Source organism: Methylobacterium endophyticum (genome assembly GCF_050591105.1).
In the GTDB taxonomy this organism is placed as follows: Bacteria; Pseudomonadota; Alphaproteobacteria; order Rhizobiales; family Beijerinckiaceae; genus Methylobacterium.
The window spans coordinates 147667-174612 of the sequence record NZ_JBNHES010000002.1; the positions used below are offsets into that span (position 1 = coordinate 147667).

27 protein-coding genes are annotated in these 26946 nt (G+C 70.3%); 8 read left to right on the forward strand and 19 right to left on the reverse strand.

Annotated elements, in window-relative coordinates; all coding sequences use genetic code 11:
• Positions 1–410 precede the first annotated feature (410 nt).
• Positions 411–959 (forward strand): HNH endonuclease, encoded by a 549-nt coding sequence (locus ACP56T_RS03235; protein ID WP_430910670.1) that lies wholly within the window; start codon positions 411–413, stop codon positions 957–959.
• Between the two features lie 19 nt (positions 960–978).
• Here ACP56T_RS03235 and ACP56T_RS03240 read toward each other — a convergent pair whose 3' ends face one another.
• The 9 genes from ACP56T_RS03240 to ACP56T_RS03280 form a co-directional block, all read right to left on the reverse strand.
• Entirely contained in the window at positions 979–1272 is a 294-nt protein-coding gene (locus ACP56T_RS03240; protein WP_430910671.1) for a hypothetical protein, read from the reverse strand.
• A 29-nt stretch (positions 1273–1301) separates the two neighbouring features.
• Positions 1302–2234, reverse strand: coding sequence for an outer membrane protein (locus tag ACP56T_RS03245; protein WP_430910672.1), 933 nt, complete (start codon positions 2232–2234; stop codon positions 1302–1304).
• 302 nt (positions 2235–2536) lie between these two features.
• The gene (locus ACP56T_RS03250) at positions 2537–3454 is read right to left on the reverse strand and encodes an outer membrane protein (RefSeq protein ID WP_430910673.1); all 918 of its coding nucleotides are present in this window, start codon (positions 3452–3454) and stop codon (positions 2537–2539) included.
• 184 nt (positions 3455–3638) lie between these two features.
• Positions 3639–4979 carry a phosphoglucosamine mutase gene (gene glmM, locus ACP56T_RS03255; RefSeq protein ID WP_430910674.1) on the reverse strand — a complete coding sequence of 447 codons (1341 nt, stop codon included), beginning with the start codon at positions 4977–4979 and terminating at the stop codon, positions 3639–3641.
• Between the two features lie 351 nt (positions 4980–5330).
• Positions 5331–7253 (reverse strand): ATP-dependent zinc metalloprotease FtsH, encoded by a 1923-nt coding sequence (gene ftsH, locus ACP56T_RS03260; protein WP_430910675.1) that lies wholly within the window; start codon positions 7251–7253, stop codon positions 5331–5333.
• Between the two features lie 3 nt (positions 7254–7256).
• A complete protein-coding gene (gene tilS / locus ACP56T_RS03265; RefSeq protein WP_430910903.1) occupies positions 7257–8384 on the reverse strand; it encodes a tRNA lysidine(34) synthetase TilS in 1128 nt (375 codons plus the stop codon).
• A complete protein-coding gene (gene ybgF, locus ACP56T_RS03270; protein ID WP_430910676.1) occupies positions 8381–9364 on the reverse strand; it encodes a tol-pal system protein YbgF in 984 nt (327 codons plus the stop codon). Before ybgF ends, tilS begins: the two co-directional genes overlap by 4 nt.
• Before the next feature lie 140 nt (positions 9365–9504).
• The gene (gene pal / locus ACP56T_RS03275) at positions 9505–10005 is read right to left on the reverse strand and encodes a peptidoglycan-associated lipoprotein Pal (RefSeq protein WP_430910677.1); all 501 of its coding nucleotides are present in this window, start codon (positions 10003–10005) and stop codon (positions 9505–9507) included.
• Between the two features lie 290 nt (positions 10006–10295).
• On the reverse strand, positions 10296–10670 hold the full coding sequence (locus tag ACP56T_RS03280) for an Hpt domain-containing protein (RefSeq protein WP_430910678.1): 375 nt from the start codon (positions 10668–10670) through the stop codon (positions 10296–10298).
• A 103-nt stretch (positions 10671–10773) separates the two neighbouring features.
• On the opposite strand from ACP56T_RS03280, the gene ACP56T_RS03285 reads away from it, so the two are divergent.
• Positions 10774–11166: a response regulator gene (locus ACP56T_RS03285; RefSeq protein WP_430910679.1), complete on the forward strand. Its 393-nt coding sequence runs from the start codon at positions 10774–10776 to the stop codon at positions 11164–11166.
• A gap of 12 nt (positions 11167–11178) precedes the next feature.
• Here ACP56T_RS03285 and ACP56T_RS03290 read toward each other — a convergent pair whose 3' ends face one another.
• Complete coding sequence (locus tag ACP56T_RS03290; RefSeq protein ID WP_430910904.1) at positions 11179–12210, reverse strand: WcbI family polysaccharide biosynthesis putative acetyltransferase; 1032 nt, start codon at positions 12208–12210, stop codon at positions 11179–11181.
• Between the two features lie 138 nt (positions 12211–12348).
• On the opposite strand from ACP56T_RS03290, the gene ACP56T_RS03295 reads away from it, so the two are divergent.
• On the forward strand, positions 12349–13416 hold the full coding sequence (locus ACP56T_RS03295) for a GSCFA domain-containing protein (RefSeq protein ID WP_430910680.1): 1068 nt from the start codon (positions 12349–12351) through the stop codon (positions 13414–13416).
• A gap of 43 nt (positions 13417–13459) precedes the next feature.
• On the opposite strand, the gene hemC is transcribed toward ACP56T_RS03295, so the two are convergent.
• A complete protein-coding gene (gene hemC / locus ACP56T_RS03300; RefSeq protein ID WP_430910681.1) occupies positions 13460–14383 on the reverse strand; it encodes a hydroxymethylbilane synthase in 924 nt (307 codons plus the stop codon).
• Between the two features lie 130 nt (positions 14384–14513).
• Between hemC and ACP56T_RS03305 the strand changes: the two genes are divergently transcribed.
• The gene (locus ACP56T_RS03305; protein WP_430910682.1) at positions 14514–16328 is read left to right on the forward strand and encodes an alkaline phosphatase family protein; all 1815 of its coding nucleotides are present in this window, start codon (positions 14514–14516) and stop codon (positions 16326–16328) included.
• Between the two features lie 7 nt (positions 16329–16335).
• Here ACP56T_RS03305 and ACP56T_RS03310 read toward each other — a convergent pair whose 3' ends face one another.
• On the reverse strand, positions 16336–16635 hold the full coding sequence (locus ACP56T_RS03310; RefSeq protein WP_430910683.1) for an antibiotic biosynthesis monooxygenase family protein: 300 nt from the start codon (positions 16633–16635) through the stop codon (positions 16336–16338).
• A gap of 14 nt (positions 16636–16649) precedes the next feature.
• Entirely contained in the window at positions 16650–17519 is an 870-nt protein-coding gene (locus tag ACP56T_RS03315) for a Kdo hydroxylase family protein (protein ID WP_430910684.1), read from the reverse strand.
• 303 nt (positions 17520–17822) lie between these two features.
• On the opposite strand from ACP56T_RS03315, the gene ACP56T_RS03320 reads away from it, so the two are divergent.
• Both ACP56T_RS03320 and ACP56T_RS03325 read left to right on the forward strand, forming a co-directional pair.
• Positions 17823–18275, forward strand: a complete 453-nt coding sequence (locus tag ACP56T_RS03320; protein ID WP_430910685.1) for an RNA polymerase subunit sigma-70 — start codon at positions 17823–17825, stop codon at positions 18273–18275.
• A 65-nt stretch (positions 18276–18340) separates the two neighbouring features.
• The gene (locus tag ACP56T_RS03325; protein WP_430910686.1) at positions 18341–18634 is read left to right on the forward strand and encodes a hypothetical protein; all 294 of its coding nucleotides are present in this window, start codon (positions 18341–18343) and stop codon (positions 18632–18634) included.
• A 77-nt stretch (positions 18635–18711) separates the two neighbouring features.
• On the opposite strand, the gene ACP56T_RS03330 is transcribed toward ACP56T_RS03325, so the two are convergent.
• Complete coding sequence (locus ACP56T_RS03330; RefSeq protein WP_430910687.1) at positions 18712–19185, reverse strand: Hsp20 family protein; 474 nt, start codon at positions 19183–19185, stop codon at positions 18712–18714.
• Positions 19186–19366: 181 nt separating this feature from the next.
• On the opposite strand from ACP56T_RS03330, the gene ACP56T_RS03335 reads away from it, so the two are divergent.
• Entirely contained in the window at positions 19367–20347 is a 981-nt protein-coding gene (locus tag ACP56T_RS03335; RefSeq protein WP_430910905.1) for an alpha/beta fold hydrolase, read from the forward strand.
• Between the two features lie 3 nt (positions 20348–20350).
• Here ACP56T_RS03335 and ACP56T_RS03340 read toward each other — a convergent pair whose 3' ends face one another.
• The 5 genes from ACP56T_RS03340 to ACP56T_RS03360 all read right to left on the reverse strand — a co-directional run bounded on the left by ACP56T_RS03340 (position 20351) and on the right by ACP56T_RS03360 (position 24764).
• Positions 20351–20872, reverse strand: a complete 522-nt coding sequence (locus tag ACP56T_RS03340; RefSeq protein ID WP_430910688.1) for a SixA phosphatase family protein — start codon at positions 20870–20872, stop codon at positions 20351–20353.
• A complete protein-coding gene (locus ACP56T_RS03345; RefSeq protein WP_430910689.1) occupies positions 20872–21852 on the reverse strand; it encodes an aldo/keto reductase in 981 nt (326 codons plus the stop codon). Before ACP56T_RS03345 ends, ACP56T_RS03340 begins: the two co-directional genes overlap by 1 nt.
• A gap of 84 nt (positions 21853–21936) precedes the next feature.
• Positions 21937–22788, reverse strand: coding sequence for an AAA family ATPase (locus tag ACP56T_RS03350; RefSeq protein ID WP_430910690.1), 852 nt, complete (start codon positions 22786–22788; stop codon positions 21937–21939).
• A gap of 117 nt (positions 22789–22905) precedes the next feature.
• On the reverse strand, positions 22906–23556 hold the full coding sequence (locus tag ACP56T_RS03355) for a hypothetical protein (protein WP_430910691.1): 651 nt from the start codon (positions 23554–23556) through the stop codon (positions 22906–22908).
• Positions 23553–24764, reverse strand: coding sequence for an ATPase (locus ACP56T_RS03360; protein WP_430910692.1), 1212 nt, complete (start codon positions 24762–24764; stop codon positions 23553–23555). The genes ACP56T_RS03355 and ACP56T_RS03360 overlap by 4 nt, the downstream gene beginning before the upstream one ends.
• A gap of 325 nt (positions 24765–25089) precedes the next feature.
• On the opposite strand from ACP56T_RS03360, the gene ACP56T_RS03365 reads away from it, so the two are divergent.
• A complete protein-coding gene (locus ACP56T_RS03365; protein WP_430910693.1) occupies positions 25090–26946 on the forward strand; it encodes a cation:proton antiporter domain-containing protein in 1857 nt (618 codons plus the stop codon).

The following is a 26946-nucleotide window of genomic DNA, read 5'->3' on the forward strand; positions in this document are numbered from 1 at the left end:
TGGAGCGCAAGCCCGAGGCGCGCCGGGCGATGGGGAGGTTCCGGTCCGGCCGTCGGGGCAAGCCGATGGGGCAAGTCCCGCGCCGGGCGTGCGTTCCATAAGGCGAAAGGCGCCCCATGCCCACCCGCGCCGGGCGCCGAAGGGGCGCGGGCGGCGCTTCCATGTGGGTGCGTCGCCGCGCACCTTCACAAGCGTGTCACGCTGATATTAGACTAAGCCTCAATGGACAGGGCCTTTTCGTCTCGACATGTCGAGGAGGCGCTCCGGACGGTCTGGTCCGGGCGCCGGAACGGGCCGGTGATCTCAGCCGGACGAACGTCCGGCGAGCCGCCGGGGTCCACCCGCTTTTCCGATCGTGGTCACGGCGCCGATCGTCTTCATCGTGCCGCCTGTCCGACGGGGGGCCTGCGATGATGGATCTCCAAACCCTCGTCCTCAACGCGGACTATCGGCCGCTCTCCTACAACCCGCTCTCGCTCTGGTCCTGGAAGGACGCGTTCACGGCGCTGTTCCTGGAGCGGGTGACGCTGGTGGCGAGCTACGATGTCGAGGCGCGCTCGCCGAGCCGGGTGCTCCGGGTGCCGAGCGTGGTGGCGCTGAAGAGCTACGTGACGCTGGCGCGCAGCCCCGCCTTCACCCGCTACAACATCTATCTGCGCGACGGCTTCGCCTGCCAGTATTGCGGCCTGCGCCTGCCCTCGGGCGGCCTGACCTTCGACCATGTGGTGCCGCGTTCGCGCGGCGGCCTGTCGAGCTGGGAGAACGTCGTCGCCGCCTGTTCGCCCTGCAACCTGCGCAAGGCCAACCGCACGCCGGACGAGGCGGAGATGCCGCTGGCCCAGCCGCCGCGCCGGCCGACGCGCTACGAGCTGCATCACCGCCAGCCGGAGTTCGACCACCGGCAGTACCACCACACCTGGCTCGACTACCTGTACTGGGACAGCGAGCTGGAAAGCTGACGCGCGGCGGGCTCCGGCCTCAGCGCTCGGGGAAGCGCGGCGGCGGCTCGTTATACATCGGCACCGCGTCGTTGCGCGGCAGGTAGGCGCGCACCACCGCAGGCGGCATGGACGGGCCGCGCGCATGGCAACCCGGACGCGGCGCGGCGCAGCGATGCGCGGACGGGACCGAGCGGGCGTATCCGCCTTCCGCCGAGCCGACGCCCGGCACCAGGACGATCCCCGCCAGGAAGGCCGCGCCGGACAGCATCGGGACGATGCGGGAGCCGCCGCTCGCGGGCGGACGTGAGGATGTCGCGAAAGCGCGGGGCATGAGGCGGGTCTCCGGTGGCGGTCAGCGGCTCAGAACTTGACGGCCGCGCCGCCGCGAACCGTGTTCAGGTTGACCTTGTGCCCGTCGAAATCGTTGAACAGCACGTATTGGTACTCGCCGCGCAGGACGATGTTCTGCGTGAGCGCGTATTCGACGCCCGCTCCGAGCGCGATGCCGGCGACGACCTTGGTCTTGGCACGGACCAGCGTCGTGGTCGCGGGTGTCGATTGGTCCGGGGCCGAAGAGTTGAAGTAGGTATAGCCGAAATTGAACACATGGGCCGGTAACGCGCCGGCCGTGAGCGCCTGATTGGCGTTGTAGGTCGACTGATTGTATCCGTAATCCTGGTACGTCACCTTGTCGGTGACGAGGGCCCGGCCGATCGCGAGGCCGCCGGTGACGTAGGGCAAGAAGTTGCCCAAGGCGTAGCCCGCCCTCCCCCGGATCGTGCCGTAGTCGGTGATGCGAGTCGACGAGGTGCCGTTCAGGGAGACCGTTTCGAGGACGCCGTTGCTGCTGACGTCGGTGCGGCCGATGGAGTCCGACGAGAAGCCGGTCTTGCCGAAGCGCGAGTAATCGGCCTCGATACCGAAGACCACGTCGTCGAACTGGACATTGTAGCCCGCGAAACCGCCGAAGGTGGTCTTGTCGATGCGAGTCGGATTGGCCCTCAACAGGGTCGAGGCGCGGAAATTCGTCTCCGCCGTCGTATCGTGGAGAGAGTTCGCCACCATCTCCTGGTAGACGTTGCGGAAGCCGAGCGCCGCCGAGCTGTAGCCGGCATGGGCGCCGAAATAGGTGCCGCTCCAATTGATGACCTGCGGCGCGGGCTCGTATTCGGGTCCGCGCAGGACGCCGTAGTCGAGATCGGCCGCGCGGGCCTCGATCAGCGTGACGGGGAGCATCAGGGGCGCCAGGGCGGAGCCGAGGCCGGCCAGCAGGGCGACGGTGACGGTACGCATCGGAGAATCGTCCTCGAAGGGGGCGGGCTCGGCAACGCCGTTCCTCCCATGGGACATTCGTAGCGTAGTAACCTTAATGGTCCGTTGCCTGCACAAGAAGACGCCTGTCCCGTCTCAGTAGAACGGTGTCCCCTGCTCCATCTTCCACGTAAACACGCAAGACGGTCGGCCAAATCGGCTGAGATCGGCAAATATTGCCTGGCTGGTCGGCGGGCTGCTGCTCATGCCGTGGGAGCGGGCGCATGAAAAAAGGCGGCACGGACCTCGGTCCGTGCCGCCTCGAGCGTGAAATGTAGAGCGGATCAGTACTTGCGAACGATCGGGCCCGGCTCGTAGACCGGCGGCAGCGGCGGGGCGAATCCGCCGAGGAGATAGCGCAGGCCGATCTTCACGTCGTGGGCTTCGAGGTTCTTGACCTTCAGCGGCACCAGGGTGTCGCCGCAGAAGCAGTTGAGGACGCCGGTCCCGGCGCGGCCCATGTTCAGGTAGCGATAGGCCAGCTCGACCTTGAAGTTCGGGGTCACGTCATAGGCGACACCGGCATGGAGCGCCCAGGCGAAGCTCTGCGTGGTCTTCTCCTTGAACGCGCCCGGCGAGCCCGGCTGGTTGTAACGCTCGGTGCCGCTGGCGCGGGCATCGACGAAGCCGGTGCTGCCATAGTCGCTGAAGCCCGACAGGCGGTTGAAGCTGACACCGGCGCCGCCGCCGACGAAGGGCGTCACGCCGTACCAGGTGCCGAGATCGAAATAGGCGTTGGCGAGCACGACGCCGGCCGAGTAGTAGCCGTTGGTCGAGTTGTAGTTGCGGCCGCTGCGGTTGAAGCACTCGTTGTAGCCGCGGCTCGCATCGCAGGTCTGGTAGCTGAAATCGTTATAGCTGCTCAGCCGCAGATCCGTGGCGCGGAACTCGCCGGTGACGTCGGCGCGGAAGAAGTCGTTGACCTGATAGCCGACGCCGACGCCCGCGAAGAAGCCGCCGCTTTCGGCGACGCCGTGATAGACGACGTTCGCCGGATCGGAGACGGAATACTTGGGACGGTCGTAGACGCTCGCGCCCACGTCGCCGCGCAGGTACCAGCCGCCGCCGACCTCGACCGGGGGGGGCATCGGCGGCGGGGGCGGCGGGGGCAGCAGGTCCGCGGCGTGGGCGATCGCCGGCGCGCCGAGGCTCGCAATGAGCGTCAGGGAGCGCGCCAAGAGGGTCAGCTTGGTGCGGGACATAAGAATTCCTTCACTCACTTACGCGCCGGAATCTTAGCCCGGCTTAGACGATGGAGTGAGGATCGCCCGAAGACCTTAAATCCCGCTTAACGTTAAGATTGAGCCTTTCGAAATTCTGACTCGCATCGCCGGGGGAGCTTGCGGGGCGGGACTCCCCGCCCCTCTTGGCCCCCTTCGGCCCCTGTCAGGCAGCGACGCGCGAGACCGCGTCGACCACCTCGTCGACCACCTCGTTGACGAGGCTGCGGTCGTCGCCCTCCGCCATCACCCGGATCACCGGCTCGGTGCCGGAGGGGCGGATGACGAGGCGGCCGGCATTGCCGAGGCGGCCGCGGGCCTGCTCGATGGCGGTGACGACGCCGGGCTGGCTCAGCGGCTCGCCCGAGCGGTAGCGGACGTTCTTGAGGATCTGCGGCAGCGGATCGAAGCAGTGGCAGACCTCGCTCACCGGCTTCTCGGAGCGCTTGACCACGCTCAGCACCTGCAACGCCGCCACCAGCCCGTCGCCGGTGGTGGCGTAGTCCGACATGATGATGTGGCCCGACTGCTCGCCGCCGAGATTGTAGCCGTGCTCGCGCATGTGCTCGAGCACGTAGCGGTCGCCGACCGCCGTGCGCGCGAGGTTCAGCCCCAGGCCGCCCAGGAAGCGTTCCAGGCCGAGATTGGACATGATCGTGGCGACGAGCCCCGGCTGCGTCAGGCGCTCGTCCTCCTGCCAGGAGCGGGCGACCACGGCCATGAGCTGGTCGCCGTCGACCACCTGCCCCTTCTCGTCAACGATGAGCACCCGGTCGGCGTCGCCGTCCAGCGCGATGCCAATATCGGCGCGCAGCTCCCGCACCTTGTTCACCAGGGCGGTGGGGGCGGTGGAGCCGACGTCGCGGTTGATGTTGAAGCCGTCCGGCTCCGTGCCGATGGCGATGACCTCGGCGCCGAGCTCCCACAGGGTTTCGGGCGCGACGCGGTAGGCGGCGCCGTTGGCGCAATCGACCACCACGCGCAGACCGTCGAGGGTGACGTGGCGGGGAAGCGTGCGCTTGGCGAACTCGATGTAGCGGGCATGCACGCTCTCGATGCGCTTGGCCCGGCCGAGATCGTGCGCCCCGGCGAGCTTCTTGTGCAGCTCCGCGTCGATCAGCGCCTCGATCTCGCGCTCGACATCGTCGTTGAGCTTGAACCCGTCCGGCCCGAACAGCTTGATGCCGTTGTCCTCGAACGGGTTGTGCGAGGCCGAGATCATCACGCCGAGATCGGCGCGCATGGAGCGGGTCAGCATGGCGACGGCGGGCGTCGGCATCGGCCCGAGCAGCAGCACGTCCATGCCCACCGAGGTGAAGCCGGCGACGAGCGCCGTCTCGATCATGTAGCCGGAGAGCCGGGTGTCCTTGCCGATGACGACGCGGTGGCGGTGGTCGCCGCGCTGGAACACGAGGCCGGCGGCCTGCCCCACCTTCAGCGCCAGCTCCGGCGTGATGACCCCGTTGGCGCGCCCACGGATGCCGTCGGTCCCGAAATATTTTCTCACGTCTCTCTCCGTCCGATCGGGAGCGCGAAACAGCCGCTACCTTATCATCGATCGCGCGCCGACTGCCGAACCGTTCTCGGGCACGGTGAATCACTGCTGTTCGCGGCGAAACGGCGTCCTTCTCCTCCTCCCTCTGCGGGGGAGGATGGCCCGCGAAGCGGGGCGGGAGAGGAAGCGACCTCTCCTGATAGCGCGCTCCCCTCTCCCGCCCCTCGCCGACGCGAGGGCCACCCTCTCCCGCTAAGGGAAGAGGGGAAGGCGGGTCGGTCTTGCTGGCGCTCTTCATGGAGGGCCGGGCCGGCCCAAGAAAAAGGGCGCCTGAGGCGCCCTCTCCTTCGATGGTCTCGCGCCTCAGCCCTGGGGCTGCGGCTCCAGGCTGCCGTCGCTCTCTCGCGGGCGGCCACGGCCGGCGGAGGGCACGGAAGAGCCCCGCGCGGGCGACGGCGGCACGTCGCCGCCGTCGCGGACCGGGGGGCGGCCCGCGAGGAGGTTCTTGATCTCGTCGCCCGAGAGCGTCTCGTATTCGAGCAGCCCCTGCGCCAGAGCCTCGAGGTCGTCGGCATGCTCGGAGAGGATGCGGCGGGCCTCCTCGAGGCCGGTCTCGACGAGGCGGCGGACCTCCGCGTCGATCTTCTGGGCGGTGGCCTCCGAGACCGTCTGCTGGCGGCCCATGGACATGCCGAGGAAGACCTCGTCGTTGTTGTCGCCATAGGCGACGGTGCCGAGCTCGGGCGAGAAGCCCCAGCGCGTGACCATCATCTTGGCGAGCCGCGTGGCCTGCTCGATGTCGGACTGGGCGCCCGACGTGACCTTGTCCTTGCCGAAGGTCATTTCCTCGGCGATGCGGCCGCCCATCATGATCGCGAGCCGCGAGGTCATCTGCTCGAAGGACATCGACAGCTTGTCGCGCTCAGGGAGCTGCATGACCATGCCCAGCGCCCGGCCGCGCGGGATGATCGTCGCCTTGTGCACGGGGTCGGTGGCCGGCACGTTAAGGGCGACGATGGCGTGGCCGCCCTCGTGATAGGCGGTGAGCCGCTTCTCGTCCTCGGTCATGACCAGGGTGCGCCGCTCGGCGCCCATCATCACCTTGTCCTTGGCGTCCTCGAACTCGTGCATCGTGACGATGCGCTTGCCGCGCCGCGCGGCGAGCAGGGCCGACTCGTTGACGAGGTTCATCAGGTCGGCGCCGGAGAATCCGGGGGTGCCGCGCGCGATGGTCTTGAGGTCGACGTCGGGGGCCAGCGGCACCTTGCGCACATGCACGCGCAGGATGCGCTCGCGGCCGGTGACGTCCGGGTTCGGCACCATGATCTGGCGGTCGAAGCGGCCGGGACGCAGCAGCGCCGGATCGAGCACGTCGGGCCGGTTGGTGGCGGCGATGATGATGACGCCCTCGTTCGCCTCGAACCCGTCCATCTCCACGAGGAGCTGGTTGAGGGTCTGCTCGCGCTCGTCGTTGCCGCCGCCCAAGCCCGCGCCGCGATGGCGGCCGACCGCGTCGATCTCATCGATGAAGATGATGCAGGGGGCGTTCTTCTTGGCCTGCTCGAACATGTCGCGCACGCGGCTCGCGCCGACGCCGACGAACATCTCGACGAAGTCCGAGCCCGAGATGGTGAAGAACGGAACGTTCGCCTCGCCCGCGACGGCACGCGCGATCAAGGTCTTGCCCGTGCCGGGGGGGCCGACGAGCAGCACGCCGCGCGGGATGCGCCCGCCGAGGCGCTGGAACTTCTGCGGATCGCGCAGGAACTCCACGATCTCCTGCAAGTCCTCCTTGGCCTCCTCGACGCCGGCCACGTCGTCGAACGACACGCGCCCATGCGCCTCATTGAGGAGCTTGGCCTTCGACTTGCCGAAGCCCATGGCGCGGCCCGCGCCGGACTGCATCTGCCGCGAGAGGAATATCCAGGCGCCGATGAAGACGAGGATCGGCAGCCAGCTCACGAGAAGCTGGATGAACCACGGGGTGTTGTCGGACGGCGGACGCGCCGTGATCTGCACGCCCTTGCCCTGGAGCTTCGAGACGAGGCTCGGGTCCATGGGGGCGTAGCTCGTGAAGTTGCCGCCGCCGACATAGGTGCCGCTGACATCCTGCCCCGAGATCACGACGGACTGGATCTTGCCCGCATCCGCATCGTTGAGAAGCTGGCTGTAGGCGATCTCGCTCCCGCCCCCGCGATGACCCGGATTCTGGAAGAGGGTCACGAGCGCTAGGACGAGGAGGAAGATGACGACCCACAAGGCAAAGTTGCGGAAATTCGGGTTCATCGATCAATCCTTGGGGAGCACCGGCGCCCTGCCCGTGCTCGGGCGTTCAAGCCGACGCTCCGCGCCAATGTATGTTGAGGCCGCACCCTTGCCAAGTAACTCGGGCGCTCCTGCGGCATCGCTGGTTAGCGTGCGGCGCGGCGGCGCGGGCGCCAGGACGATCTTCCCGGCGCGCGTCGCCTCGACCACGAGGCTGCGCAGGGTCCGCCGGACCGCCCTGCCCTCGCGCAGCGCCGGCAGGATCGCATCGAAGGCGAGCCGTTCGAGACGTTCGAGCCGGTCCGGCCCGGCGGCGCCGGCCGATTCCATCGCCAGGGCCAGGACGCGCAGGGCCACCGCGTCGGGCAGAGCCGCGACCGCCTGCCCGTCGAGGCAAAGCGTGGGAGACTCGGCGTGTAGCGCGGTCTCGAAGGCGGTGCGGGCCGTTGCCGTGAGCGCGTCCTCGTCGCGGGCGGCGCGTTCAGCGAGCCTCGCGAGCCGGGCCGGGGTCAATCCGTCCCTCGCCAGCCTCGGCAGAAGGCCGCGCAGGCGGGCACGGGCGAAGCGCGGATTGGCGTTCGACGGGTCGCTCAGATAGGCGATGCCGCGCGCCTCGCACCACGCGACGAGATCGGCCTTGGCGAGATCGAGGAAGGGGCGGCCGAGGCGGATGCCCGGCGCCAAGACCCGCTCCCGCCGCATGCCGGCGAGGCCGCCCGGCCCGCTCCCGGCCGTGAGACGCATCAGCACCGTCTCGGCCTGGTCGTCGCGGGTATGGCCGGTCAGCACCAGGCCGGCGCCGATCCCTCGCGCGCAGCTCGCGAGAAGCGCGTAGCGGGCGTCTCGGGCGGCGGACTGGATGCCGCTTTCGAAGGGCGCACCGTCCCGCACCAGCAGGTGATGCGGCATCCCGAGCCGTCCGGCCTCGGCGGCCACGGTCGCCGCCTCCTCGGCGGAGCCCGGCCGCAGGCGGTGATCGACGGTGGCGACATGGATCGGAGCGGACGCGCCGGCCTGCGCGGCGGCCTGCATCAGCGCGGTGGAATCGGGCCCGCCGGAGACCGCGAGCAGGATCGTACCCCCCGCCCTCCCCGGCTCCAGCCAGGGCGCGAGCGCCCGTCGGAGCGGATCCTCGTCGGCGGTGTCGCTCAGGCGGCGCAGCGGGCGCGCTTCTGCTCGCGGGCGACGCCCTGGCGGACGCCGGCGCCGGCCGAGGGGAACTTGCGCTCCAGCTCGGCCAGGGTTGCGCAGGCCTGCTCGCGGGCGCCGAGAGCGGCGAGCGAGGTGCCGAGCTTCAGCATCGCCTCCGGCGCCTGGGGCGAGCGGGCGTAGTCGGTGGAGACCTTCAGGAACTGCTCCGCCGCCTCGCGGTTGCGGTTGCGCTGGAGGTAGCTCTCGCCGAGCCAGTAGGTCGCCGCAGGCACCAGGCCGTCGCGCGGATGCGACTGGATGAACTGGCGCAGGCTCATCTCGGCCTGCTCGTACTGGCGCTGGAGCACATAGGCATAGGCCATCTCGTAATCGGCCTTGGCGTCGCCCGTGCCGGTGGCGGCGACGCTGCCGGTCGGCCGCGCGGCGGGCGTCAGCGCGCCGGTGCGGGCGGGCGGCGTCAGGTCGATGGGAGCGCCTGTGCCAGGGGGCGGCAGCTCGCCTTCGCCCTGGTCGTCGCCGTCCTCGATCGCGACCGGGGGCAGGCGCGGGCTCGGGGTGGTCGCCGCCACGGGCGGGGGCGACTCTCCGGTGAGCGGCCGGGCCGGGGTGGTGGTGCCGAGCTGCATCGGGGCGCCGGGCTTGCCGGGATTGGCCTCCGGGTCGAAGGCGTCGCCGCGCTTCTGGGGCTTCGTGCCGGCGCCGGGATTGCCGCCATTGACCGGGCCGCCGCCACCGCCGCCGGAGGGCCGCGCGCCGCCGCCCTTCTCGTTCAGGCGGAACTCGACATCCTCCTGGAACTTGCGGAGCTGCTCCTTGAGCTGCCGGTTCTCGTATTGCAGCGTCTCGATCTGCCCGGCCATCATCCGGGACTGGTTCTCGATGCGGCCGAGCCGCACCACGAATTCGGAGGCGTCCTGCGCCGATGCGGGCGCTGCGAATCCGAGGGCGAGGCAGGTCGCGAGAATCAGACGGCGGGGCATGGGTCGGGACCGGGGCTGACGGCGGGGCCACCGCGGACCGGCGGCATCGAGCCGCCGGTATAAGGCGCGCCGCCGCACGGCAAAAGTACGGCGGACATCCCTCGCGAGGGAATCGGTGACAGTGGCGCGCCGCGTTCCGGTCAGGAGCCGGCGCCGCGGTCGAGCACGGTGACGGCGCGGCGGTTCTGCGACCAGCACGAGATGTCGTTGCAGACCGCCACCGGGCGCTCCTTGCCGTAGGAGACGGTGCGCATGCGGCCCGAGGCGATCCCGCGCGAGGCGAGGTAGTCGTTCACGGCCTGGGCGCGGCGGGCGCCCAGCGAGAAGTTGTACTCGCGGGTGCCGCGCTCGTCGGCATGGCCCTCGATGATGAAGGTGTAGCGCGGGTAGCGCTGGAGCCACGCCGCCTGCTTGTCGAGGGTGGCGGTGGCGGTCGAGGTCAGGTCGGTGGAATCCGATTCGAAGAAGACGCGGTCGCCGATGTTGACGACGAAGTCCTGGGCGCTGCCCGGCGTCGAGGCGCCCGCCCCGAAGGCGGAGGCGTCGGCGAGATCCTTGTCGTTGGTGCACGCCGCGACGCTGAGCGCGACGCAAAGCGCCGCGACGAGCGGGAGCGCGCGGGTCCCTGCGGTCTTGAGCATCATTCGTTCTCCTCGGGCGGTGCGGAAGGCCGGCGGAGGGTCTTCGAGGGCAAACCGCTGATCTGACTAGGTTCCGTCTAGGCCGGACGGGTTAAGCGAAGGTTCCGTCAACCTTGACGATGCATGGCGCGGGCGTCGCCGATGTGCCGTTGCGCACCTGCATGGCGCTCATCCGGCGGCGCGAACGGGCCGCGAGGCGCTGAACGCGCCCCGAATGAGGCCGCGCCTGGGCGAAGACTTGCGCGGGACCGTGTTCCGCCGACGATGTTGCGTCGCGGTGACAGCCCGGTTCAGGCGAGGCGCGCGGTCACGCCCGCCAGGGCGTCGAGGGCGGACTGCCCGGCGTTCCGCGCGCTGCGGCGGAGGCCGTCCGCGTCGGCCTGCCCCCGGCACCCCTCCTCGATCGAGGCGCAGGCATGCGACAGGGCCGTGAAGCCGAGCATGCCGCTGGCACTGGTGAGCGCATGGACGTTGCGCGCCAGAACGTCCGGCGGGAGCCCGTCCGGCAGGAGCAGGCGGACGATCTCGCCCCGGAAATCGGCCAGCAGCACGAGGAGCCGCTGGCGGCCGAGGAGCGCCTCCATCTCGGCGAGCATGGCGATGTCGAGCGGGCCCACGGCGGCGCCGTCGGACGGGCGGGGATCGATGGAGGATCGGTCGCTCACGAGGATGCCTTTTCGGGCCGGCGCTCCGAATCGTGACGACGGGATTGACGGATTTTTAACGTTACTAGCCTCGACTCTATTCGTGTACAATAGGGTCGCGCGAATGTTGTCCCCGCCCTGCGTCCTCATCGTCGAAGACAGCTACGTGGTGCTCGAGATGTTGCGGTTGATCTGCGGCCAGAGCGGCATCCGCGTCCTCGAGGCGTCGAGCGGGGAAGCGGCGCTGACGATCCTGCGCAAGTCCGGCGTCGAGATCGACTGGCTGCTCACCGACATCGCCTTGCCGGGCCTCATCGACGGCTGGGACGTGGCGGAAGCCTTCCGTGCCGCTCATGCGGACAGGCCCGTCGTCTACGCGTCGGTGGCGCCGCCGGCGGGCGGACGGCCGGTGCCGAAGAGCCTGTTCGTGCGCAAGCCCTTCCAGATCCACGAGATGCGCGGGATCGCCACGGCCATGAACGCGGCCGCCGCGGAGCGCCGCCGGATCGCGGCCTAGGCGGCCCCCGCCTCAGCCGGCGCGGGCGTCGGCGAACAGCGCGGCGATCTCGGGCGTGGCCAGCCACGCCTCGACGCGGGTGCAGCCGAGGCTCGCCGGATCGCGCTTGGCGTAGATCGCATGGCTGCGCGCCAGGAACTCCGGCAGATCGTAGAGATGTGGGAACGCGCCGGGCCGGGGCTTGGTCTTGAACAGGTAGGAGCCCGTCAGCCCGTAGACATCCGCCACCGGCGGATAGATCGGCCACACCACGTCGCGGGCGAGCTCGTCGCCGAGATAGTCCTCGACCTCCACCGGCTCCGCCTTGAGGCCGCTCTGGCCGAGCAGCCGCCGCGCGATGTCGCCGATGACGAAGCCCTTCGGGTGGTTGATGACGTGCATGAAGCTGCCGCGCCGGGCCCAGAGCGTCACCTCGCGCTCCAGCCCGAACCCGACGCCGGAGGCCGCCGAGAGCAGCTCCCGCACGCAAGGATCCCAGGCATCGAGATAGCCGAGCCGGGCGAAGACGTCCTCGCGGAACAGCGTCCGCGTCTGCTCGGGGCTCAAGCCGGCCCGGAACCCGGCGAGCGCGATGGCCGAGTGATACTGCCCCATGGGCGAGGGAACGAGCTTCTGCGTGGCGAGGTCGGCGAGGTCGCCGACATAGACCATGTCCGGGTGGAAGGCCGGAAAGACCACGGTCGGGAAGAAGACGAGGCGCGGTTCGCGCGCATGCAGCGCGCTCGAGTCGCCGCCCGGTATCAGCCCCGCCGGGAAGAGCTGCGTGAAGACGTGGTCGTAGCCGGCGAGCGTCGCGGCGAGGCCGTCGAGATGCCCGTGGTCGCGCTTCATCCAAGCCATCTGGATGAAGCGGACGGGGCTCGACGGCGCCATCAGGCGCATCGCCTGGGCGACGCCGCGCGCCTGGCAGTTGCCGATCACCGCGATCCTCGGGCCGGTGCGGCCCTCGTCGTCCGCCGCGCGGGCGCGCCACGGTGTCGCCCAGGATGGCGCCGACAAGCCGAGGGCCGACTTGGCGCGCCGGGTGAGTTCCTGGAAGGACAGTCGCTGCGGATCCGTCGGGTATCGGGCCGGGCTGTTGAGCGCCAAGGGGTGCGGGCCTAATGACGCGCGATGCCGGCTCTCGATCGATCGGCGGGCACGGGCGTGGTGGCACGAAACGGGTGCTGACGAGGACCAACGATGGCGTTGAACCCTTATAGCGGTCTACCGGCCGAGCGTTTCTGGCGCAAGGTCGTCACCAACGTGCCGCCCTTCGCGGTCGATCCGCGCCCGAGGGGCACCTTCGCCATCGCGCGCGGCGACAAGGTCGCCACCGGCGGCTCCTGCTTCGCCCAGCGCGTCGCCGAGGCCCTGCGCGAGGCCGGATTCAACTACTACGTCACGGAGGCCGCCCCGGCGGGGATGCCGGCGCCGGAAGCGCATGTGCGCCAGTTCGGGACCTTCTCGGCTCGCTACGGCAACCTCTATTACACGCGCCAGTTCGTGCAGCTCTTCGACCGGGCCTACGGCACCTACGAGCCCGAGCTGACGGCGTGGCTGCGCGACGACGGGCGCTATGTCGATCCGTTCCGCCCCACCGTCGAGCCGGACGGCTTCGCCAGCGAGGCGGAGGTGATCGCCGCCCGCGACGCGCATCTCGCCGAGGTGCGCCGCCTGTTCGAGACTCTCGACGTGTTCGTGCTGACGCTCGGCCTCACCGAGGGTTGGCGCTGGCGCGCGGACGGGGCGGCGCTGCCGCTGGCGCCGGGAGTCGCCGGAGGCACCTTCGATCCCGACCTGTACGAATGCGTCAATGCCGGCGCGGCCGAGGTGCTCGGCGATCTCCAGGGCTTCCTCGCCCGCCTGTGGAGCGTGAACCCGGCGGCGCGGGTGATCTTCACGGTCTCGCCGGTGCCGATGATCGCCACCTACATGGACCGGCACGTCATGGAATCGAACAGCTACTCGAAGTCGGTGCTGCGGGTGGCGGCGGGCGAGGTCTGCGCCTCCGGCGATCCGCGCGCGGTGTATTTCCCCGCCTACGACATCGTGACCAGCAACGTGAACGCCGGCCGCTACTACAACGACGACCAGCGCACCATCAACGACGCGGGCGTGCGCCACGTCATGCGCTCCTTCCTCGCCACCTTCGCCCAGGACCGCGCCGTGACGGCGCCGGCCCGCGCCGTCTCCGACATCTCGGCGGAGTTCGAGGACACCGCCGGGGTCATCTGCGACGAGGAGCAGATCGAGCGCAGCGTGGCGTGAGGGCCCTTCCCCTCCCCTTCGCGGGGAGGAAAGCGCGAAAGACCTATTGCAGGTGCCGGGCGTAGGTGTCGCCGGCCTTCGCCTTCAACTCCGCGCCCGCCTCCCGGCCGATCCGCTCGGCATCGGCCACGGCGCCGCTGCGCGAGGCGGCCCAATGGGCGCTGCCGTCCGGCAGGAAGAGCAGCCCGTCGAGATGGAGGGCGTCGCCGTCGATGCGGGCCAGCGCCGCGATGGGCGTGCGGCAGGAGCCGTCGAGCTCGGCGAGCAGCGCCCGCTCGGCGCCGACCGCGATCGTGGTCGTTTGGCAGGCGATGGGCGCCAGCAGCGCCCGGATGTCGGCATCGCCCTCGCGGCACTCGATGCCGAGCGCGCCCTGGGCCACGGCGGGCAGCATCTCCTCGACGGAGAGCACGCTCCTGGCCACGCCCTCCATGCCGAGGCGCTGGAGACCGGCGAGCGCGAGCAGCGTCGCCTCGCACTCCCCTGCTTCCAGCTTGCGCATGCGGGTGTTGGCGTTGCCCCGGAACGGCACGATCCTGAGATCGGGCCGGCGCATCAGCACCTGAGCCGCGCGGCGCAGGGAGGAGGTCCCGACCCGCGCCCCGGCCGGCAATTCCGCGAAACCGGAGGCGGTGGTCGAGAGGAAGGCGTCGCGCGGATCGTCCCGCTCCAGGATGCAGGCGATGACGAGCCCTTCCGGCAGCCAGGTCTCCACGTCCTTCATGGAATGGACGGCGACATCGATCTCGCCGGCGAAGAGCGCCTGCTCCAGCTCCTTCGTGAAGAGCCCCTTGCCGCCGATCTCCGAGAGCGGCCGGTCGAGGATCTTGTCCGCCACCGTGGTGACGACGACGAGCTCGGTCTCCAGCCCCGGATTGGCGGCCACGATCCGGTCGCGGACCATGCCCGTCTGCGCGAGCGCCATGGGGCTGCCGCGGGTTCCGATGCGGAGAGGACGCTGGATCATGGCTGGCGCGGCGTTTCCCTGTTCCTCCGTTCCTAGCCAGTCGAGCCCGGACTGTCACCGACCGGCTGTCACGGCAATGTCGTGAGAGGGCGCCAAAGCCGGGGACATCCTGTCCGAAGGGCCGCTTCCGATGCCGCGTCTCCTCCCTGCCCTCGTCCTGCTCGTTCCGGTGCTGTCGCTGTCCGCCCGCGCGGAGCCGGCCCGCCCACACAACGTGGTGCTGTTCGTGCCGGACGGCCTTCGCAGCCGCGCGGTGACGCCCGAGCACGCGCCCGCCCTCGACGCCCTGCGCAAGGAGGGGGTGTTCTTCGAGAACAGCCATGCGCTGTTCCCGACCTTCACCATGCCGAACGCCTCCGCGATGGCGACGGGCCATTATCTCGGCGATACCGGCACCTACTCGAACACCATCTATACCGGCTTCCCGGTGCCCGGCGCCGGCGATTCGGTGACGCCCTTCATCGAGAGCGATCCGGTGCTCGGCGACATCGACGCGCATTTCGCGGGCGACTACATGGACGCCGAGACGCTGCTGAAGGCCGCCCGCGCCAAGGGCTACAACACCGCGACCATCGGCAAGCTCGGGCCGTCGCTCGTCTTCGATCACACCGAGCGCACCGGCCAGTTGACCGTCGCGGTGGACGACCAGACCGGCACGCCGAAGGGCATCCCGCTCGCAGGCTGGCTCGCCGACGCGCTCAAGGGCGCCGGGCTTCCCACGGCCGCGCCGACGCGGGGCGACAACGGCAAGGCGGGCGACGCCAAGACGCCGGGCACGCTCGCCGCGAATGTCGTCCAGCAGACCTACTTCGCCGATGTGACGGCCCGCGCGGTGCTGCCGAAGTTCAAGGCCGACGACAAGCCGTTCCTGCTGGTGTTCTGGTCGCGGGACCCGGACGGCACGCAGCACAACCAGGGCGACAGTTTCCTGACGCTGGAGCCCGGCATCAACGGCCCGACCTCGCTGGCCTCCATCCGCAACGCCGACGACGGCCTCGCCCGGATCCGGGCCGCGCTGCGCGACCTCGGGCTCTCGGAGACCACCGACATCGTGGTCTCGGCCGACCACGGCTTCTCCACCATCTCGAAGCAGAGCGACACCAGCCCCGCCGCCAAGGCATCCTACGGCGACACGCCGGCCGGCCTGCTGCCGCCGGGCTTCGTCGCCCTGGACCTCGCCAAGGCGCTCGGCCTGCCCCTCTCCGACCCGGACGACGGCGACAAGCCGGTGGCGGCGGGCGCGCATCCGAAATTCGGCAACGGCCTGATCGGCGCCGACGCGAAGGCGCCCGACCTCGTGGTCGCGGCCAATGGCGGCTCCGATCTCGTCTACCTGCCGAAGGGGGACAAGGCGCTCGCGGCCCGCGTGGTCGAGGCGCTGCTGGCGCAGGACTATGTCGGCGGCCTCTTCGTCGACGACGCGCTCGGGCCCATCCCCGGCGCCCTGCCGCTCTCGGCGATCAACCTGAAAGGCTCCGCGATCACCCCGATGCCGGCCATCGCCGTCAGCTTCCGCAGCTTCGCGACGGGTTGCGCGGTGCCGGTGCTCTGCGCCGTCGAGGTGTCCGACACACGCCTCCAGCAGGGCCAGGGCATGCACGGCGCCTTCAGCCGGGCCGACACCCACAACTTCATGGCCGCCGCCGGCCCGAGCTTCCGCAAGGGCTTCACGGACGCGGCGCCGACGAGCAACGCCGATATCGGCATGACCATCGCGCATCTGATGGACCTGAAGCCCGCCTCCCACGGCACCCTCGTCGGCCGCGTGATGGGCGAAGCCCTGCCCGGCGGCGCCATGCCGGAATGGCGCCGGGAGCGGCGCGCCTCCGAGCCGTCCGCCACGGGCCTTCGCACCGTGCTCGACGTGCAGAGCCTCGGCGCCGCCGCCTATTTCGACGCCGCCGGCATCCCCGGACGGACCCTCGGCCTGTCCGAGGAGAAGTGAGGGGCGCTCAGAACGCCTGGAGCGTCAGTTCCGTGTGCTCGACCTGCGGCGGGGCCTCGAAATAGGGCGAGACCATCGCGCGGTAGTCCTTCCAGGGCTGGGACCCGGTGAAGTCCTTGGTGTGGGCCTCCAGCGTGTCCCACTCGATCAGCAGGCGGTAGCGCTGCGGCTTCTCCACCGAGCGGCGCATCGCGAAGCTGCGGCAGCCCTTGGCCGCCCGGAAGAGTTCGGTCGCCCTGGCGATGCCGGCCTCGAAGGCGGCCTCGCTGCCGGGCTTGATGTCGATCTGAGCGATTTCGAGGATCATCGTCGGAGCTTCCTTCAAGCCTGCCGCAGCGGCCGGCCGAGCTTTTGCGCCAGGATGGCGTGCGGGCTGGTTTCGGGACGCACCTGCGCGGCGACCGGCAGATAGGCGGTCTGCTCCAGCATGTAGCGGCCGCCCATCGCCCCGTGCATCACGAGGTCCGAGAACGTCACCCAGGTCTGGCCGGGCTCGAAGCGCACGTCCGCCTGGGGGGCGCTGCCCTGGTAGCCCATGTCCTGCTTGAGCGCGTCGTGCAGGTGCAGCATCAGGTGGTCGTATTCCGAGCGCTTGGCCTTGGTGATCCTCAGCGCCGCGAGCAGGCTCGCCGAGAGCGGCGAGTATCCCGGCAGGCGCGGCAGGAACTTCTCCGCCATCGCGCCGAAATCCTCGCCGACCCGCCACAGGCGCGGCTGGCCGCTCGGGTTGATATTGCGGAAGATGCGCAGGATGCGCTTCTGCCCGATGGGATTCGAGGGGAAGGCGTCGACATGCAGGCGGGTGTCGTCGCGCCGCCAGCTCAGCTTGCGCTGGTCCACGTCGAAGGGGCGGTAGGACGTGCCCGCCAGCGTGACCTTGCCCGTATAGGCCGGCAGGTGGCGGTCGATCAGACCTTGCGCGAAGCGGCGGTAGCGGATGAGGAGCTGGCGCAGCGCCTCCTGCTCCTCCGGGGTGCCTGCGGCGCCCTTCAGCTCGGCCGCCTCGCCCCGGATGTTGACGTTCTTGGCCTTGCCGTCCGCGAAGGGCCTTTCGACGAAGCGCTCCTCGAAGGGCGAGAACGGGAAGTCGAGATCGGGGAAGAGCAGCACCGCGCCGCCTTCCAGGGCCTCGACCAGGGAGGCCGTGTCCTGCGCGCCGGAGGCCGGGACGGTGACGATCGGGCTGATCATGCGGCGGGCGTCCTCTCTGGCCGGGGCGGCGGGGCGATCCTCGCCCGTCGCGGCCGATGGGGCGGTTTAGCCGAGCCGCTCACGCCGTGCCAGGGGCCGGAGGCGTCGCAGGCCTGCCGCACCGCATCATGCTGGCGCGGCAACGTTTTTCAGGTGGACCGCCGCCGCTGCGGGTTGCCAGACGCGGCTCGCGCGCCCAACCATGGCGCGCGGCGGCGCAACGCCTGCGCCCGGCGGCCGTTTCCTCGGTGGTGCCGGGAGCGTCCTCGCCCGCCGGCCGGGATGCCGACAGAGAGTGCCGACATGGCGACGCTGAAGGAATTCGAGGATTCGCTGCGCGAGCACGGCATGCACATGGCGCTGGCCCTGCTGGAGCGTCTGCGCGAGCGCGACCGGGCGACGCGGACCACCCGCCCGGCGCGCCGCATCACCGGCCGCAAGATGACGCCGGAGCTCGCCCGCGCGGTGCTGGAGCTGCACGCCACCACCGGGATGACCCAGCAGGAGATCGCCTTCAAGGTGGGGGTGAACCAGGGCCGGGTGAACGAGGTCATCAAGCACGGCAAGTGGCTCGACGACGACCCGACCGCGCCGGAACAGGTCGCCCGCGACAAGGCGGTGGCGCGCATCCGGGGCGATTCGGCGCCGCGCGCCAAGACGGCCCCCCGCAAGAAGGTCGCCGCGCCTCGAAAGGCCGGCGAGCCGGCGCCCGCCAAGCCGGGACGGCAGGGGCAGTTGTCCTTCGGCGATCTTTGACGGACGCCCCGGCGGAGCGCTATCCGCCAGGCGGCGTTGTCATACGCCTTCGATGGAGACTTTCGATGAGACGGGCCGTCCTCGCCCTCGCCCTGGTCTGCGCCGCGACGGGCGCCGAGGCGCAGCGCTTGTCCACGACGGAGATGTCCTGCCCGCAGGCTCAAGCGGCCGTGCGCCAGGCGGGCGGCATCGTCCTCGGCACAGGCGGCATGACCTACGACCGTTTCGTGCGCGACCGCAGCTTCTGCGAACCGACGGAGATCACCAAGGCCGCCTTCGCCCCGACGCGCACCGACCAGAACTGCATGGTCGGCTTCACCTGCTACGAACCCGGCATCGCCAAGTCGTCCGGCTGGTAGGAAATCGCCTTCCGAACATCGAAACGCCCCGGCCGATGGCGGCCGGGGCGCTCCCTCTCACGCGAGGTCGGCGTGGGTTACGCGGCCTGCTGCACCGAACCCTCGATCGTCGGCGTCGCGGAGGCGCGGCCGGAGGCGATCTGGATCGTGCGCGGCTTCTTCGCCTCGGGAATCTCGCGCACGAGATCCACATGGAGGAGGCCGTTCTCGAGCGAGGCGCCCGTCACCTGCACGTAGTCGGCGAGCTGGAAACGGCGCTCGAAGCCTCGGGCGGCGATGCCCTGATGCAGCACCTCGCTGCGCTTCTCCGGGTCGGCCTTGCGCTCGCCCTTCAGGGTCAGCGCATTCTCCTTGACCTCGATGGAGAGATCGGAGTCCGTGAAGCCGGCCACCGCCACGGTGATGCGGTAGGCGTTCTCGCCGGTGCGCTCGATGTTGTAGGGCGGGTAGGTCGGCACGGCGTCGGCGCTCACGAACTGGTCGAGGGCCGAGAAGAGCCGGTCGAAGCCGACGGTGGAACGGTAGAGGGGAGCAAGATCGAACTGACGCATGACACATCCTCTTCAAGAGCAACATGTAGTGACAACAAGGTCCGCCCGCGGGCCGGACCCGTAACGCGCCGCCTGATGGCCGGCGCAGACCTGATTTTGTCATGCGTTCGCCGCCGTTCAAGTCCGTGTCACGGGGCGCCGAGCGATTTTTTTCGCGCCGATGCCTGAAAGCGAGTTCGCGATGCTGACGCTGCTCTCCACCCCCGGCAACCCGGTGCCTCCCGGCGGTGTCGTCGTTCCCGTGCGCACGGCGGATGGGCGCGACCTGCGCGCGGCCTATTGGCGGACGGAGACGCGCCGCAACAAGGGCACCGTCTGCCTGCTCCAGGGGCGGGCCGAGTTCATCGAGAAATACTACGAGACCATCGCCGACCTGCGCCGGCGCGGCTTCTCGGTGGTCGCCTTCGACTGGCGCGGCCAGGGGGAATCGGCCCGCGACGTCGCCGACGCCCATAAGGGCCATGTCGGCCGCTTCGATCACTACCGCCTCGACCTCAAGGCGGTGGCCGACACGGTGCTGGCGCCGCTGATGCCCGAGCCCCACATGGCGCTCGCCCATTCCATGGGCGGCTGCGTGGCGCTCGCCGGCGCCCTCGACGGCTGGCTGCCCTTCTCGCGGCTCGTCATCGTGGCGCCGATGCTCTCGATCCGCATGGTGCGCTGGCCGGCCGTCGTCTCCGTGCTCGCCCGGCTCCTGCACGGACTCGGATTCGGCAAGCGCTACGTGCCCTTCGGCAGCGCCGTCTCCATCGCGACGAAGCCCTTCGCGGGCAACCGGCTATCGCGCGATCCCGCCCGCTACGCCCGCAACGCCGAGGCCGCGCGGACGGTCGGCGCCGGCGCGGTGGGCGATCCGACCGTGGCGTGGCTCGCCGAAGCCTTCCGGGCCATGGCGCGCCTGCGCGATCCGCGCGTGCCGCCGCGCATCGACCTGCCGGTGCTGATCCTCGCCGCCGGGGCCGATCCGGTGGTCGGCACGCGGACCACCGAGCGCTTCGCCGCGCGCCTGCGCTCCGGGAACGTCATCGTCCTGCCCGACGCCCGCCACGAGATCCTTTCCGAGCGCGCGGCGATCCGGGAGGATTTCTGGGCGGCCTTCGATGCCTTCGTGCCGGGCAGCGAGCCGGTGCTGGAGGCGGCCGCGCCGGTCGCGGCCGAATAGGGCCTATTCCGCCAGGGCGGGGGAGAGGTCGCGGGGCCGCACGTAGCGCTCCAGCCGGCCCCCGCCCCAGCCGATCTCGCCCCAGGCCGAGGCGTCGAAATCGATCACCGCGAGCGCCGCCGTGGGGAACTGCGTCGCCAGCGCCACCCGCGCCGCGTGCGTGCCCGAGCCGACGAGGTTGGTCGCCAGATCCTGCATGCCGGGATTGTGGCCGACGAGGATGAGGCAGGCCGGTTCCTCCACGCCCCGGATCGCCGTGAGGAGCGCGGAGGCCGGAGCCTCGTAGATGCCGCGCTCGTAGCGCACCGGCAGATCCGCGAAGGTCTCCGCCACGGGCGCGAAGGTCTGGCGCGTGCGCGCAGAGGGCGAGACCAGCGCCAGTCCGGGCACGAGCCCCTCCTCCGCGAGATAGGCCGCCATGCGCGGCGCCGCCGCCCGCCCGCGCGGATTCAGCGGCCGGTCGAGATCGGCCACGCCCGGCGGACGATCGGACTTGGCGTGGCGCAGCAGGAGGAGGCGCAGCATCAGGTGAAGCCCACCACGGGATGGGGCACGTAGAGCTCCTCCAGCGCCTCGGTCTCCTGCTCGTTGAGGCGCAGGCGGATCGCAGCGACGGCGTCGTCGAGATGCTGCGGCTTCGAGGCGCCGATGATCGGCGCGGCGACGCCCGGCCGGCTCGCCACCCAGGAGAGCGCCACCTGCGCCCGGCTGACGCCGCGAAGGCTCGCGATCTCGGCGACCTTCTCGACGATCCGGCGGTCCGCGTCCTCCGCCGAGCGGTAGAGGGTCTGGCCGTAATCGTCGCTTTCGGTGCGGCGGGTGCTCTCGTCCCAGTCGCGGGTCAGGCGGCCGCGCGCCAGCGGACTCCAGGGCAGCAGTGCGACGCCCTGGTCGGCGCAGAGCGGGTGCATCTCGCGCTCCTCCTCGCGGTGGAGCAGGTTGTAGTGGTCCTGCATGGTCGCGAAGCGCGTCCAGCCCTTGATGTCGGCGGTGAACAGCGCCTTGGCGAACTGCCAGGCGAACATCGAGGAGGCGCCGATGGCGCGCGCCTTACCTGATTTCACCACGTCGTGCAGGGCCTCCAGCGTCACCTCGATGGGCGTGGCGTAGTCCCAGCGGTGGATTTGGTAGAGGTCGACGTAATCGGTGCCGAGCCGCTTCAGAGAGGCGTCGAGGGCGGAGAAGATCGCCTTGCGCGAGAGGCCGCCGGAGTTCGGCTCGTTCGTGAGCGGATAGAAGCACTTCGTTGCCAGCACGATGGAATCGCGCCGCGCGTCCTCCTTGAGGACACGGCCGACGATCTCCTCGCTGGTGCCGTCGGAATAGTAGTTGGCGGTGTCGAAGAAGTTGATCCCGAGGTCGAGCGCCTTGCGGATCAGGGGCCGGCTCTCCTCCTCCGGCAGGGTCCAGGGGTGCCGGCCGCGCTCGGGCGTGCCGTAGGTCATGCAGCCGAGACAGAGCGCCGACACGTCCATGCCGGTGCGGCCGAGTTTCTTCATCTTCATGGCACGAAGCCCGCTGTTCCTGAGTGCGGCGGATGCGCCCTATGTGGGTCGGAGCGGAGCAAGGCCAAGTAGCGGCTCCGCTTGCTAGCCGCCCCTGCCCTCGCGCCGCATCATGAAGGCGAGCTTCTCGAACAGGCTGACATCCTGCTCGTTCTTGAGGAGCGCGCCGTGCAGCGGCGGGATCAGCTTTCGCGGGTCGCGCTCGCGAAGCTGCTCGGGCGCGATATCCTCCGAGACGAGGAGCTTCAGCCAGTCGAGCAGCTCCGAGGTGGAGGGCTTCTTCTTGAGGCCGGGCGTCTCGCGGATCTCGAGGAAGACCCGCAGCGCCTCCTCCACCAGCCGGTGCTTGATGCCCGGATAATGGACCTCGACGATGGCCTTCAGGGTCTCGGTGTCGGGGAAGCGGATGTAGTGGAAGAAGCAGCGGCGCAGGAACGCGTCGGGCAGCTCCTTCTCGTTGTTCGAGGTGATGACGACGATGGGGCGAAGTGCCGCCTTCACCGTCTCGCCGGTCTCGTAGACGTGGAACTCCATGCGGTCGAGTTCGGTGAGAAGATCGTTCGGGAACTCGATGTCGGCCTTGTCGATCTCGTCGATGAGCAGCACCGGCCGGGTCGGCGCAGCGAACGCCTCCCACAGCTTGCCGCGCCGGATGTAGTTGGCGATCTCGGAGACGCGCGGGTCGCCGAGCTGGGAATCGCGCAGGCGCGACACGGCGTCGTATTCGTAGAGCCCCTGCTGGGCTTTGGTCGTGGATTTGATGTTCCAGGTGAGGAGCGGCGCGCCGAGCCCCCTGGCGATCTCCTCGGCCAGCACGGTCTTGCCGGTGCCGGGCTCGCCCTTCACCAGAAGCGGGCGCTCCAGCACCACCGCCGCGTTGACGGCGACGGTGAGGTCCGAGGTCGCGATGTAGGCGTCGGTTCCGGTGAAGCGCATCCACGTCTCGCTGGCGTCTGGACAAGGCGTCGCGGAGTTAAGCGCGACGCCCCGCAGGGGCAAGTCCGGTGCCGGACGGGGAGGACGCGTCGTCCGCCGCCCCCCGCGCCTCCAGCTTCAGAGCGACTTGCCGTCGTGCCAGACGCAGTTCTGCGCGAGCACCGACAGGTTCACGTCGGATTTCTGCGCCTGCGGCAGCACCTTGCCGTCCATGGCGACGTCGATCTTGATCTCGACCTGGCCCTTGGCCTCGTTGGTGCGGCGGGAGAAGTAGCAGTATTGCTGGAACGGCCTGTCCTCGTTGGCGCGGAAGTTCCAGCCGGAGACGATCTGCCCGTCGAGATAGGGCACCTGCTTGAACACCGTGAAGGTGGTGTTCACGGGGGCCTTGGAGGCCGGCGAAGCGTCGGTGCCGAGCTGCGCCTGGGTCGGAGTCGGCGCGCCGCCGCCCTGCTTGGGCAGTCCCTCGAGCTTCAGGGTGTTGTCGGTGAGCGTGACCTCGCCCTTGGTCTTCAGGGTCACGTCGGAAAGCGCCGTCTGGAGGGCGGTGGCGATGCGCTCTGCGGCCGAGGAATACTCGGTGACGTAGGAATAGCCGTAGGAGGCCGCGCCGATGCCGATGCCGGCGAGCGCCGCGAAGGCGCCGGCCCCGAGGGCGCGGAACAGGAAGGCGCGGGCAGCTATGATGCGCGATTCCGCGCGCAGCCGGCCGTTGACGTGCTGCGCGAGGGCGATGTTCTCAGGTGATCCGGGGGCGAGGTAGCTCATGCGCCGGCTCCCGCGTTGGCGGCGACAGGCGGGACGACGGCGCCCGTCGTCGCCGGCCGCCGCTGCTCGAGGGGAATCGCCGCGCCGGAGGCCACCGCCTCGCGCACCGTCTTGTGGAGCGCGGTGTTGACCTCCTGGACGATCCCCTCGGCGAAGGGCGCCAGCATGTAAGGCGTCGCCTCCTGGTTGATGGCGGCGCCGAGGTCGTCCTCGTCCATGAAGGTCTTCCGCACGGAGACCGCGCAGAGCGCCAGGATGGTGGAGGCGAAGGCGGCGCAGAGCGCGGGCACGAACACGAAGATGCGCAGGAAGGCGTGGACCTGCGCGTCGGTGACGTCGATGGGGTCGACGCCGTAGACCATGGCCGTGAAGGAGTGGAGCTGCGAGCGGTTCACGGCGTTCCGGTAGGTCTGCTCGGTATCGGCCACCTTGCGGTCGGCGGCGCCCCGGTCGAGCTGGGCGCGGGCGGCGCGGGCCGTCTCCAGGTCCTTGGTGACGGCGGCGCGATCGGCGGACGCCTTGGTGACGCTGGCGGAGAGCGTCGCCACGCGCGGATCGGCGATGCATTTGAGGTTGGAGTACTTCACGCCCCTGCTGTTGGTGCCCGAGATGCGCTCGCAGCGCTGGGCCGGCAGGCCGGCGAGCTGCGAGGCGTTCTCGGCGGAGCGCTTCTCGATCTGGTCGAGCTCCGTCGTGTACTGCCCGACGCGGGCGTCGGCGGCGGCGATGCGGGTGTCGATGCTGGCGCGGTCGGACTGGGCGTCCTTCATCGCGGTCTTGGCCTTGGCCGCGTCCATCAGGCGAGGATGGAACATCATCTCGCCGAGCTGCGAGACCGACTTGGTGGTCACGCCCGCCGCGAACACGATCCCGACGATGGCGAGGCAGCGGACGAAATACGAGCGCTGCGTGCGGGCGAGGATGCCGAGCGGCACCCGGCAGAGCTCCACCGCCGCGTAGACCAGCGGGGCGAGCAGCATGAAGTAGAAGCTGCGCACGTCGCCGTCGCTGTAGTAGCCCGCGAACAACCACGCCCCCCACAGCGAGGCGCCGATGACCATGAACTCGACGAGATACGCGATCCCGACATAGCCCCACTTGATGCGGTAGCCCTTCTCGATATGCCGCTCCTGGGTCCACCGGGCGGATTCGAGCGCCCAGTCGCGCTTCTCGCGCTGGGCTTCCCGGTTCGGGATCGTCTTCGCCATGGCGACCTCGGGATCACTCCGCGGGAGGAACGGCCCCGCTTCACACTTCCTTAACCGGCTCGGCTAGGCGCGCATTGTGCCGATTTTGCGCCGCGCCATCGCCGTCCACGGCAAAGCGCGCGCCGGTGGCGAAAATGTCCCAGGGTGCCGTGCGGATACCCCGCCTTTCGGTTGCGCGGGGGGCCCGAGCGTGGGAAGCCGGGATGGAGGGAGCGCGGCCCGCTGAGGCGGTTGCCCCCTCCCCCTTCAGAACCCCGATCGCGGCACCGGCCCCGCCAGGCCGGAAGCCCGGCCCACGATACCGAAAGGTTCGAGCGCACCACCGATGCCAGAGGTCCACGCCGGCTCCTACAAGGAAGCCATCCTCTTTCTGGTGACGGCCGGGATCGTCGTCCCGCTGTTCCACCGCCTGAAGATCAGCCCCGTGCTGGGCTTCATCGGCGCGGGCGCGCTGCTCGGGCCGTTCGGGCTCGGGCGGCTCGCCGAGCAGCATCACTGGCTGTCGCCCGTCACCATCGGCAACCGCACCGAGATCGCCCATCTCGCCGAGTTCGGGGTGATCTTCCTGATGTTCATGATCGGGGTGGAGCTGTCCTGGGAGCGGCTGCGCACCCTGCGGCGGCTCGTCTTCGGGCTCGGCTCCATCCAGGTGCTGGCCTCGGCCCTGGTCATCGGGGCGATCCTCTACGGGCTCAAGGTGCCGCTCGCCGCCGCCACCATCGTCGGCCTGGCGCTCGCCCTGTCCTCCACCGCCGTGGTGCTGCCGGTGCTGGCCGAGCAGCGGCGCCTCAACACCCCGGCCGGACGGGCGAGCTTCGCGGTGCTGCTGTTCCAGGACCTCGCCGTCGCCCCCGTGCTGTTCGCCATCGCCGTGCTCGGACGCAGCGAGGGCGCCGATGTCGGCGGCGCCCTGGCGCTGGCCCTCGGACAGGCGGCGGTGGCCATCGTGGTGATCGTGGTCGCCGGGCGTCTGGCGCTGCGGCCGCTGTTCCAGCTCGTCGCCCGCACGCGCTCGCCCGAGCTGTTCATGGCGGCCTGCCTGCTGGTCATCGTCGGTACGGCGCTGATGGCGGCCTCGAGCGGCCTGTCGATGACGCTCGGCGCCTTCGTCGCCGGCCTGCTGCTCGCCGAGACCGAGTACCGCCGCGCCATCGAGGCGACCATCGATCCGTTCAAGGGCCTGCTGCTCGGGGTGTTCTTCGTCTCCGTGGGCATGAGCCTCGATCCGGCCCAGCTCGTTGCCGCGCCGGGGGCGATCCTCGGGCTCTCGCTGGCGCTGCTGATGATCAAGGGGGTGCTGGTGATGCTCGCCGCGCCGGCGCTGCGCATCCCGCGCGCCGTGGCGGTCGAGTCCGCGCTGCTGCTCGCGCCGGGGGGCGAGTTCGCCTTCGTGCTGATCGGCGGGGCGGTCGCGGGCAATCTCGTGCCCGAGCCCGTGGCGGGCGCCGCCCTCATCGTCACCACCGTGACGATGATCGCGATCCCGCTCCTCGCCGCCATCGGCCGGCGCGCGGGCAAGCGGATGACCAAGGCCCAGCTCGGCCGGGCGCGGGCGGAGCCGCCGCCGGACAAGCAGCAGAACCGCGTCATCATCGCCGGTTACGGACGCGTCGGGCGGCTCGTCGGCGAGATGCTGACCCGCCACAAGATCCCGTTCATCGCACTCGATTCCGACCCGCTGCGGGTGACGGAGCTGCGCCGTCTCGGCAACCCGGTCTATTTCGGCGATTCCTCCAACACGGAGATGCTGCGCCGCTGCGACATCGCCAGCGCCCGCGCCCTCGTCGTGACCCTCGACAACGCGCTCGGCGTCGAGGCCGTGGTGCAGGCCGCCCGCGCCGAGCGCCCGGACCTCACCATCGTCGCCCGCGCCCGCGATGCCCGCCACGCCACGGCGCTCTACGAGATGGGCGTGGACGACGCCGTGCCGGAGACCATCGAGGCCTCCCTCCAGCTCTCGGAAGCGGTGCTCGTCGATGTCGGGGTGCCGATGGGGCTCGTCATCGCCTCGATCCACGAGCGGCGGGACGAGTACCGCGTCATGCTCAAGCGCAAGGAGAGCGACTCGCGGCCGGTGTTCCGGGCCCGCCGCACGGTGGGCAAGGCCGTCGACGCGCCGCGCGATCCGGCCAAGGAGAAACCCGAGACGCCGGCCAAGGACGCCGTCGGCAAGCGCGCGTAA

Bases quoted from the DNA above. Each gene is read 5' to 3' on its own strand.
- ACP56T_RS03235 (WP_430910670.1), top strand. From the start codon at position 411: ATGATGGATCTCCAAACCCTCGTCCTCAACGCGGACTATCGGCCGCTC.
- ACP56T_RS03240 (WP_430910671.1), bottom strand. From the start codon at position 1,272: ATGCCCCGCGCTTTCGCGACATCCTCACGTCCGCCCGCGAGCGGCGGC.
- ACP56T_RS03245 (WP_430910672.1), bottom strand. From the start codon at position 2,234: ATGCGTACCGTCACCGTCGCCCTGCTGGCCGGCCTCGGCTCCGCCCTG.
- ACP56T_RS03250 (WP_430910673.1), bottom strand. From the start codon at position 3,454: ATGTCCCGCACCAAGCTGACCCTCTTGGCGCGCTCCCTGACGCTCATT.
- ftsH (WP_430910675.1), bottom strand. From the start codon at position 7,253: ATGAACCCGAATTTCCGCAACTTTGCCTTGTGGGTCGTCATCTTCCTC.
- ybgF (WP_430910676.1), bottom strand. From the start codon at position 9,364: ATGCCCCGCCGTCTGATTCTCGCGACCTGCCTCGCCCTCGGATTCGCA.
- pal (WP_430910677.1), bottom strand. From the start codon at position 10,005: ATGCTCAAGACCGCAGGGACCCGCGCGCTCCCGCTCGTCGCGGCGCTT.
- ACP56T_RS03285 (WP_430910679.1), top strand. From the start codon at position 10,774: ATGTTGTCCCCGCCCTGCGTCCTCATCGTCGAAGACAGCTACGTGGTG.
- ACP56T_RS03295 (WP_430910680.1), top strand. From the start codon at position 12,349: ATGGCGTTGAACCCTTATAGCGGTCTACCGGCCGAGCGTTTCTGGCGC.
- hemC (WP_430910681.1), bottom strand. From the start codon at position 14,383: ATGATCCAGCGTCCTCTCCGCATCGGAACCCGCGGCAGCCCCATGGCG.
- ACP56T_RS03305 (WP_430910682.1), top strand. From the start codon at position 14,514: ATGCCGCGTCTCCTCCCTGCCCTCGTCCTGCTCGTTCCGGTGCTGTCG.
- ACP56T_RS03310 (WP_430910683.1), bottom strand. From the start codon at position 16,635: ATGATCCTCGAAATCGCTCAGATCGACATCAAGCCCGGCAGCGAGGCC.
- ACP56T_RS03315 (WP_430910684.1), bottom strand. From the start codon at position 17,519: ATGATCAGCCCGATCGTCACCGTCCCGGCCTCCGGCGCGCAGGACACG.
- ACP56T_RS03320 (WP_430910685.1), top strand. From the start codon at position 17,823: ATGGCGACGCTGAAGGAATTCGAGGATTCGCTGCGCGAGCACGGCATG.
- ACP56T_RS03325 (WP_430910686.1), top strand. From the start codon at position 18,341: ATGAGACGGGCCGTCCTCGCCCTCGCCCTGGTCTGCGCCGCGACGGGC.
- ACP56T_RS03330 (WP_430910687.1), bottom strand. From the start codon at position 19,185: ATGCGTCAGTTCGATCTTGCTCCCCTCTACCGTTCCACCGTCGGCTTC.
- ACP56T_RS03335 (WP_430910905.1), top strand. From the start codon at position 19,367: ATGCTGACGCTGCTCTCCACCCCCGGCAACCCGGTGCCTCCCGGCGGT.
- ACP56T_RS03340 (WP_430910688.1), bottom strand. From the start codon at position 20,872: ATGCTGCGCCTCCTCCTGCTGCGCCACGCCAAGTCCGATCGTCCGCCG.
- ACP56T_RS03345 (WP_430910689.1), bottom strand. From the start codon at position 21,852: ATGAAGATGAAGAAACTCGGCCGCACCGGCATGGACGTGTCGGCGCTC.
- ACP56T_RS03350 (WP_430910690.1), bottom strand. From the start codon at position 22,788: ATGCGCTTCACCGGAACCGACGCCTACATCGCGACCTCGGACCTCACC.
- ACP56T_RS03355 (WP_430910691.1), bottom strand. From the start codon at position 23,556: ATGAGCTACCTCGCCCCCGGATCACCTGAGAACATCGCCCTCGCGCAG.
- ACP56T_RS03360 (WP_430910692.1), bottom strand. From the start codon at position 24,764: ATGGCGAAGACGATCCCGAACCGGGAAGCCCAGCGCGAGAAGCGCGAC.
- ACP56T_RS03365 (WP_430910693.1), top strand. From the start codon at position 25,090: ATGCCAGAGGTCCACGCCGGCTCCTACAAGGAAGCCATCCTCTTTCTG.